This is a genomic window from Sphingomonas bacterium (assembly GCF_903644135.1).
Taxonomy (GTDB): Bacteria; Pseudomonadota; Alphaproteobacteria; order Sphingomonadales; family Sphingomonadaceae; genus Sphingomonas.
On sequence record NZ_CAHJXA010000138.1, the window covers coordinates 1 to 7,101 of the forward strand.

Sequence of the window (7,101 nt, forward strand, 5' to 3'; positions counted from 1 at the left end):
TGAGGCAATGCGGCCGTCCGCCAGCGCCAGCCGCGTATCGACGCGCGGCAGACCTGCGCGCAGGACGTACTGCCGGCCGAACGCGCCGAGGTCGACGCCCGATGCCTCGCCGACCGCGCCCAGCAGATCGACCCAGGTGGCGACGCCATAGGCATGGCGCGTCAGGAACAAGTGCAGCCCGCGGCGGAACCCGTCCTCTCCGACCAGGAAGGCGAGCTGCTTCAGGACGGCGGGAGCCTTGTTGTAGACGATCGGGCCGTAATTGCTCTTGGCCGCGTCGAGATTGTCGAGCGACTGCCACATCGGCTGGGTGCCGCTCGAAGCGTCGGCGCGATAGGCTGGCATCTTGGTCGACAGCAGGAACGTCGTCCAGGCGTTGCTGTCCGGCTGCAGCTCGGCTTGCACCCGCGCGGCCATGTAGTTGGCGAAGCCCTCCTTCAGCCACAGATCGTCGAACCAGCGCATGGTGACGAGGTCGCCGAACCATTGATGGCTGACCTCGTGATAGATGGTCTGGTCGCGGCTCAGCCGCTGCGGCAGGGTGGGTGGCTCGCGGAAGACGAAGCGGTCCTCGTTGTAGAAGATCGCGCCGACATGCTCCATGCCGCCGAACGGGAAGGCGGGTGCGAGCAGCACGTCGAGCTTGGCGAACGGGAAGAGGACGCCGAACCAGTCGGCCAGCCAGCGCACCGCCGCACGGTTGGCGGCGATCTGCGCCTCCGCATCGACCTCGGCGCGGCGCGAGGCGCGGGCGTGAAGCGTGATCGGCCGCTCGCCCGGCGGCGCGGAGGTCCAGGTCGCCCACGGGCCGGCGGCGAAGGCTGCGAGATAGGTGGAGATCGGCTGCGTCTCGGCGAAGCGCCAGTGAGTGGCGGTGCCGGCCGCTTCCTTCGCCTCGACCGCGCCGTTGGCGAGCACCGTCCAGCCGGTGGGCGCGGTGATGCTCCAGCGGAACCGGGCCTTGAGGTCAGGCTGGTCGAAGCACGGGAACAGCAGGTTGGCGTCGGCCGGCACCAGCAGCGTGTAGAGATAGGTCTGCCCGTCCTTGTCGTCGTGGAAGCGGATGATCGCCGCGTCCGCCGCCGCGATCGGCGTCGCGAACCGAGCGGTGACTGAGTTGGCCCCGTTGGCGAGTGCCCGCTCAGGCAGGACGAGATGGCCGTCGCGCCGCCCGTCGGGCGAGACGGGCCGGCTGTTGACGAGAAGGTCGGCGAGCACCGGCCCGCGGAAATCCAGGACCAGATCGCCGCTGCCGGCACGCCGGTCGAAGGCGATCGCGACCGTGCCCGTCGCCCGGTCGGGCGCGGTCAGGTCGATCGACAGGTCATAATGGAGATCGCCGATCTGGGTCGCGCGATGCCGCGCCAGGGCGAGCGGAATGCCGGGCTGGACCAGTGCAGCAGACGCCTGCGTCACCGCCGCCGCGCCGCCGCGCGCATAGCCAAGCGCCGGCAACATCAAACCCGCACTCACGATCAAACGGCGGTCGCTATCATGCACGCCTCGTCTCCCGATAATGCCCCGTCATGCTGGCGCGCGGACGGCGGCGCAACATCTTCGGGGCCTGGCGTTCAGTCGTGCAACGACTGTGGGAGCAAAGGCTCCTGTCCGAAATGCGCCGCCAGGCCGTCGTCGAGCCGGACACCATGCGAGCGAACCGCCTCGGTAATCCCGCATCGCCACCGTGCGAAGGGTCCCGCCGCTTCCGAATGGTTCTCGCCCGTGCCGACCAGGTACATGCCGGTGACGTCCAGCCGCGCCAGCGCCGTGCCGGTGCGGGCGGCCGCTTCCACCCACTCATGATGCGAGCCCAGCACGGCATGAGGATCGGGATGTCGGTCGTGATCCTCGCCGGCGATCCGCCCGACCGTGCTGGACCCGCACAGCTGGTGGAAGTCGCCCTCAAATGCTCCCGCGATCGGAAAGCGCATGACGCGGCCGGTCCGGTAATCGAGCGCGAACCCCGCGCCGACCACGCCGCCAAGGTGCTGCGGCCCGATCTGCTCGCGGGCACGGCGGACCAGGTCGCGCGCCACCCAGTCGTCGGCGTCGAGGAACATCAACAGCCCGCCGCCGGCCTGTCGCATGCGCTGTCTGACCAGCCACTTCTTGCGGCCGCCGTCATCATTGGCGGCGGTCGGCGGCTCGGGTGCCCAGTCCGCCGGCAGCCAGGTAAAGCGCGGGTCATCGGCGACCGCCGACCACGCCCGCGGCAGGTCGTGCCCGGCGAGCAGCACGCGAAAGTCCGCATCGTCCTGCGCCATGACCGAACGCAGCGTCAGGTCGAACAGATGCTCCACCAGCTGCCAGTCGCCAGCGGCCGCGCGGGCGATCAGCGGGATGCCGAAGTAGAAGGGCTCGGTCATGCCCGGGCCGCGCTCAGGCTCGCGACATGCTCGCCATAGAGCCGGCAGCAACAGTCCTGCGCCGCGCGGATCGCAGGATCGGCGAGCAGCTCTGCCATCGCCGCGTCGAGGGCAGGCAGATGGCGCTGGATGCTCACATCCTCCTCCTCATTGCGATCGAACACCTGCCAGTTGCCGTCGCGATCCCAGCGGTCGAGACCCAGGCCGCCGCCGCGGCTGTGCTTGACAGCGTAATCCTCCCAGGTGCGCGTATTATAGTGGTTGACCTGCGCCAAGGTCCAGGAGACCCGGCCGGGCTCGCTCTGCAGAAAACCCTCGGAGCGCGCATACACCTCCGGCAGCGGCCGGCCGCCGCCATCGACCGGCCGCAGATCGCGCAGCCGCGCCGGCCGTGCATAGCCGGGGCCGTGCGGGAGGAGCGGGCAGCGATACGCCTCCGGCAGCGTGAACAGCGTCTTGAACGACCAGTTGACGCCATGCTCCTGCTCGGCGGCGTGGGTGAAGCGTTGCAGCACCGATCCGGAGGACCAGCGGTCATGGCCCGACGAGCCGAAGATGCGCCAGTTGACGAGGAACGCGGTAGCGTCCGGCACCGCCGCCAGCAGTTCCTCGACCCTGCCGCCGCCGACATGGATGTTGAGGAACTCGTCGGCGTCCAGCACCATCACCACCTCGGGCCAGTCGTCGCCGAGCAGGTGTTCGACCTGCCGATACGCATGAAGCTGCGCCTTGCCGTCCGGCTGCGTCTCGCAGCGCAGATGGCGAAGCAGGCCGCCAGCCGCCAGTAGATCGAGCAGATCCGGCGATCCATCGACGCAGTCGTTGGTGCATACCACGATGTCGTCGAACCCGATCAGGCGATGGTAGGCGACCCATTCGAGCAGGTAGGGCCCTTCATTGCGCATCGTCGCGACCAGCGCGGTTTTCGTCACTTCACCGTCCCCGCTGTCACGACCGGCTCAACCGCGTAAAGGCGGGTATGATCCGAGTGCTTGGATGTCGGTAAGCGTCGCATCTTGGGCAGTAGTGTTCTGAACCTTGCAAAATATTCAAATCAATCAACACCTTCATCTATAGTGTCATTTAAGTGACACATGGGCCTCTTTCGCTTTGCAAAGCCGGCTACGTCGTCCAGCCGGCTTGCACAATCGAGGCTGGTGCGCTCTTTCTGACTACAAGGTAAACGCGCAAAAGCGCTCGACCAAAGGGGAAAACACATGAATAATTGCGCTTGCTTAGCGCCACCGCTTTGGTTGGCGGGCTGGTTCTCGCTCCTGCCGCGATGGCGCAGACGATGAACACGTCTCAGGATGTGCCGGCCAACAGCGGCAGTTCCAAGACCCCGAACGATCCAACCGCCAACCAGATTGGCAGCCGGCCAGGCGAGCAGGCGCAGGAGGAGCAGAGCAGTGGCGGGGCGGACAACCAGGTCGTGGTGACCGGCACGCGCATCGCACGTCCTGGCGTGACCTCCAGCGCGCCGATCACATCGGTAACGGCAGACGAACTGCTGAGCAGCTCGCGCATCAACATCGGTGATGCGCTCAACCAGCTGCCGGCGCTGCGGTCGACCTACAGCCAGGCGAACTCGACCCGTTTTATCGGCACGAGCGGTCTCAGCGAGCTCGACCTGCGCGGCCTCGGCACGACGCGGACGCTGGTCCTTGTCAACGGTCGCCGCCACGTCACCTCGGTGCCGGGCACGTCGATCGTCGACGTCAACTCGATCCCTACCGACCTGCTTGATCGGGTCGACGTGGTTACCGGCGGTGACTCGGCGATCTATGGCTCGGATGCCATTGCTGGCGTTGTCGACTTCGTGCTGAAGCAGGATTTCGACGGGCTGAAGCTGAACGCCCAGAGCGGCGTTACCACCTTTGGTGACCATGGCCAGCAATATGTCAGTGCCGTCGCCGGCAAGAACTTCGCCGAAGGACGTGGCAACTTCGCGCTTGCCGGAGAATATTCCCACGCCGACGCGCTGTTCTATGCGCAGCGCGATTCGTTCACCGGCGCGTATAGCGGCCGCACCCAGTTCAACACGAATGTGAACACCGCCGCCGATCCCAACGGCAATCTCGGCATTCCGCAGACCGGCTATTATGCGGGCGTGCGCAACGGCAGCATCTCCGACGGCGGCATCTTGAACGCGGTCTGTAATACGGCCGCGTTGCTCGCTAACTCGGCGCGCTGTCGGCAGGGCTCGACATATGTGACCTACTACGGCGCTCCCACGACCGCATCGGTCGGCCAGCGTTACGCGTTCGACGCAAACGGCAATCTGCAGCTGAGCAATCCGCAGATCGATTTCCGCGACATTACCGCGGGCAGCAGCACCAACACGGTCGGCGGCCTCGGTTCGACCCTGCGCCAGACCGGTCAGATCTCGCCGCGGGAGGACCGCGTATCCATCAACGCCCTGACCCATTTCGACGTGTCGCGCGCACTAACGCTGTACGGTGAAGCGAAGTATGTGCGCATCTCGGTCGACCAGGAGGGGCAGCCAAGCTTCTTCCAGAACGGCGTCATCAGCTACGCACCGGTCGGTCAGCCGGCGGTGAGCCGGACGCTCGTCTTCTGTAACAACGGCTTCCTCACCGCCCAGAACCTCGCCACGTTGCAGACCGCCGGCTATTGTGCCGCCGGCGCGACGGGCACGCAGTCGATCCCGCTGTCGCGTTTCAACACCGACTTCGGCGGCCGCAAGGAGTTGCAGGATCGCGAGACCTTCCGTCTTGTTGGCGGCGCGCGCGGATCCTTCTGGGACAGCTGGAAGTACGACGTCTCGGTCGATTACGGCCAATACAATTCGCAGCTGTCGTCGATCAACAACCTGATCATCAACAACTTCGTCAACTCCGCAAATTCGCAGCTTGCACCAGGGAACTTCACCGGCAGCAACTATCTGTTGAACTCGGCCGGTGCGAAGGTGATCTGTAGCATCAACGCGGCGGTCAATGTCGATCCGGCCTGCTATCCGGTCAACCTGTTCGGTCAGGGATCGCCCAACCAGGCAGCCCTCAACTATTTCAACGCGACTACCCATCGGCATGAGTTCTCGAACCAGCTCGACATCAACGGCTATGTCGCGGGCGATCTGGGCAAGCTGTTCACCCTGCCGGGCGGTCCGGTCGGCTTCGATATCGGCGGCGAATATCGTCGAGAGAATTCGCACTCCTTCTACGATCCGATCGTACAGCAGGGCTTCACCTTCTTGAACGCGATCCAGCCCTTCTATCCGCCGACGCTCGTCGTGAAGGAAGGCTTTGGCGAGATCAGCATCCCGCTGTTGAAGGATCGCCCGTTCTTCCGCGAGCTGACCCTCAGCGGTGCCGGACGCGTATCCAGCTACAACAACAGCGCCGGCACGACCTATTCGTACAATGGCGGCGTGGTGTGGGCACCAGCGGATCTCATCAGGTTCCGTGGCAATTATTCGAAGTCGGTCCGCGTGCCCACGCAGTCGGACCTGTATTCGCCGTACAGCCAGAACTTCGCAACGATCCAGGACCCTTGCGACGTCTCCTATATCGGCCAGGGTCCAAACCGGGCGGCGAACTGCGCGGCAGCGGGAATCCCGACCGGCTTCATGAACACGCCGGCCCGCTCGCAGACCTTATCCTATCTGTCGGGCGGCAATCCTGCCCTGACCCCGGAGACCAGCGAGAGCTTCACCGCCGGTGCGGTGATCACGCCGCGCCGTTACGTGCCCGGCCTGTCGATCACCGTCGATTTCTACAAGATCACGGTCAACAACCTGATCGCATCGCTGAGCGCGCAGACGATCGTCAGCTCCTGCTATGACAATCCCGGCGGCATCAGCAATGTGTATTGCGCGCTGATCACCCGCAACGCCGACCACACGTTTGCAACCAACGGCATCATCTCGTCGGGTGTGAACTATGCGAAGCAGAAGACCGACGGCATCGACGCCGATATTGCGTACAACCATACCTTTGCGCATGGCGACAAGCTGGGCGTGTCGATCCTGGTGTCTTGGGTCGGACAGCGCGACAACTATATCAACCCGGCGATCCCAACATATGCATCGCGCCAGTTGTACCAGCTCGGCGATCCGATGTGGCGCACCCACGCGACCTTCAACTACTCGCATGGGCCAATTGAGTTCCAGTATCAGTTCGACTTCATTGGCCGTCAGGTCATTGCGGCGGGCAGCGGCTTCATCGGTGCCTATTCGGTGCAGAACTCGTTCGACGGACGCACGCCGACCGATGCAGATGCCTATCCGACAATCTACTATCCCGACATCACCTATCACAATCTTCGCGTGGCTTATAACATCAACAAGCAATACCAGTTTTACGCCGGTGCCGATAACGTGACCAACCAGCTGCCGCCGCTCGGTTTGCTGGGCAACGAGGGGGGAAACCCCTACGACGCCTATGGCCGCACCTTCTACGCGGGAGCCAAGGTCAAGTTCTAGCAGCATTGCTGACGAGCCGATCCTGCGCACAGCAGGTCTGCTCGTCGGCACCTCGAAGAGCCGCGCGGCTGAGGATGTCGGCACCGCCTGTTCGCTGATAATCCCGGCCTGATCGCGCTGGCGGTCCGGGCGGCCAACCCCTATCGCGGGATCGGGCGGGCGGCGTCGGGGCCGATCGCCATCGGGAGAAGTGCCGATGCGGCGACGTACCTTCATCGCGACCTTGCCGGCCGCGGCGGTGGCTGGATCGGCGCTGGCGCAGGAGCGCGGTGGTACGCCGTCTTTGCCCGC

The 7,101-nt window shown here is 65.0% G+C and carries 4 protein-coding genes; 1 reads left to right on the forward strand and 3 read right to left on the reverse strand.

Features of this window, described 5'->3' with window-relative positions; all coding sequences use genetic code 11:
- The 3 genes from HUU96_RS08665 to HUU96_RS08675 all read right to left on the reverse strand — a co-directional run.
- Positions 1–1,473: M1 family metallopeptidase (locus tag HUU96_RS08665; RefSeq protein ID WP_254605143.1), on the reverse strand; the 1,473-nt coding region annotated here is incomplete at its 3' end.
- 98 nt (positions 1,474–1,571) lie between these two features.
- Positions 1,572–2,366, reverse strand: a complete 795-nt coding sequence (locus tag HUU96_RS08670) for a glycosyltransferase (RefSeq protein ID WP_174292432.1) — start codon at positions 2,364–2,366, stop codon at positions 1,572–1,574.
- Positions 2,363–3,298 (reverse strand): glycosyltransferase family 2 protein, encoded by a 936-nt coding sequence (locus HUU96_RS08675; RefSeq protein WP_174292433.1) that lies wholly within the window; start codon positions 3,296–3,298, stop codon positions 2,363–2,365. The genes HUU96_RS08670 and HUU96_RS08675 overlap by 4 nt, the downstream gene beginning before the upstream one ends.
- A gap of 362 nt (positions 3,299–3,660) precedes the next feature.
- Here HUU96_RS08675 and HUU96_RS08680 point away from each other — a divergent pair, with 362 nt between their 5' ends.
- Complete coding sequence (locus HUU96_RS08680; RefSeq protein ID WP_174292434.1) at positions 3,661–6,810, forward strand: TonB-dependent receptor domain-containing protein; 3,150 nt, start codon at positions 3,661–3,663, stop codon at positions 6,808–6,810.
- Positions 6,811–7,101: the final 291 nt, after the last annotated feature.

Excerpts from the sequence above, each read along its gene's own strand:
- HUU96_RS08670 (WP_174292432.1), bottom strand. The coding sequence starts at position 2,366 with ATGACCGAGCCCTTCTACTTCGGCATCCCGCTGATCGCCCGCGCGGCC.
- HUU96_RS08680 (WP_174292434.1), top strand. The coding sequence starts at position 3,661 with ATGAACACGTCTCAGGATGTGCCGGCCAACAGCGGCAGTTCCAAGACC.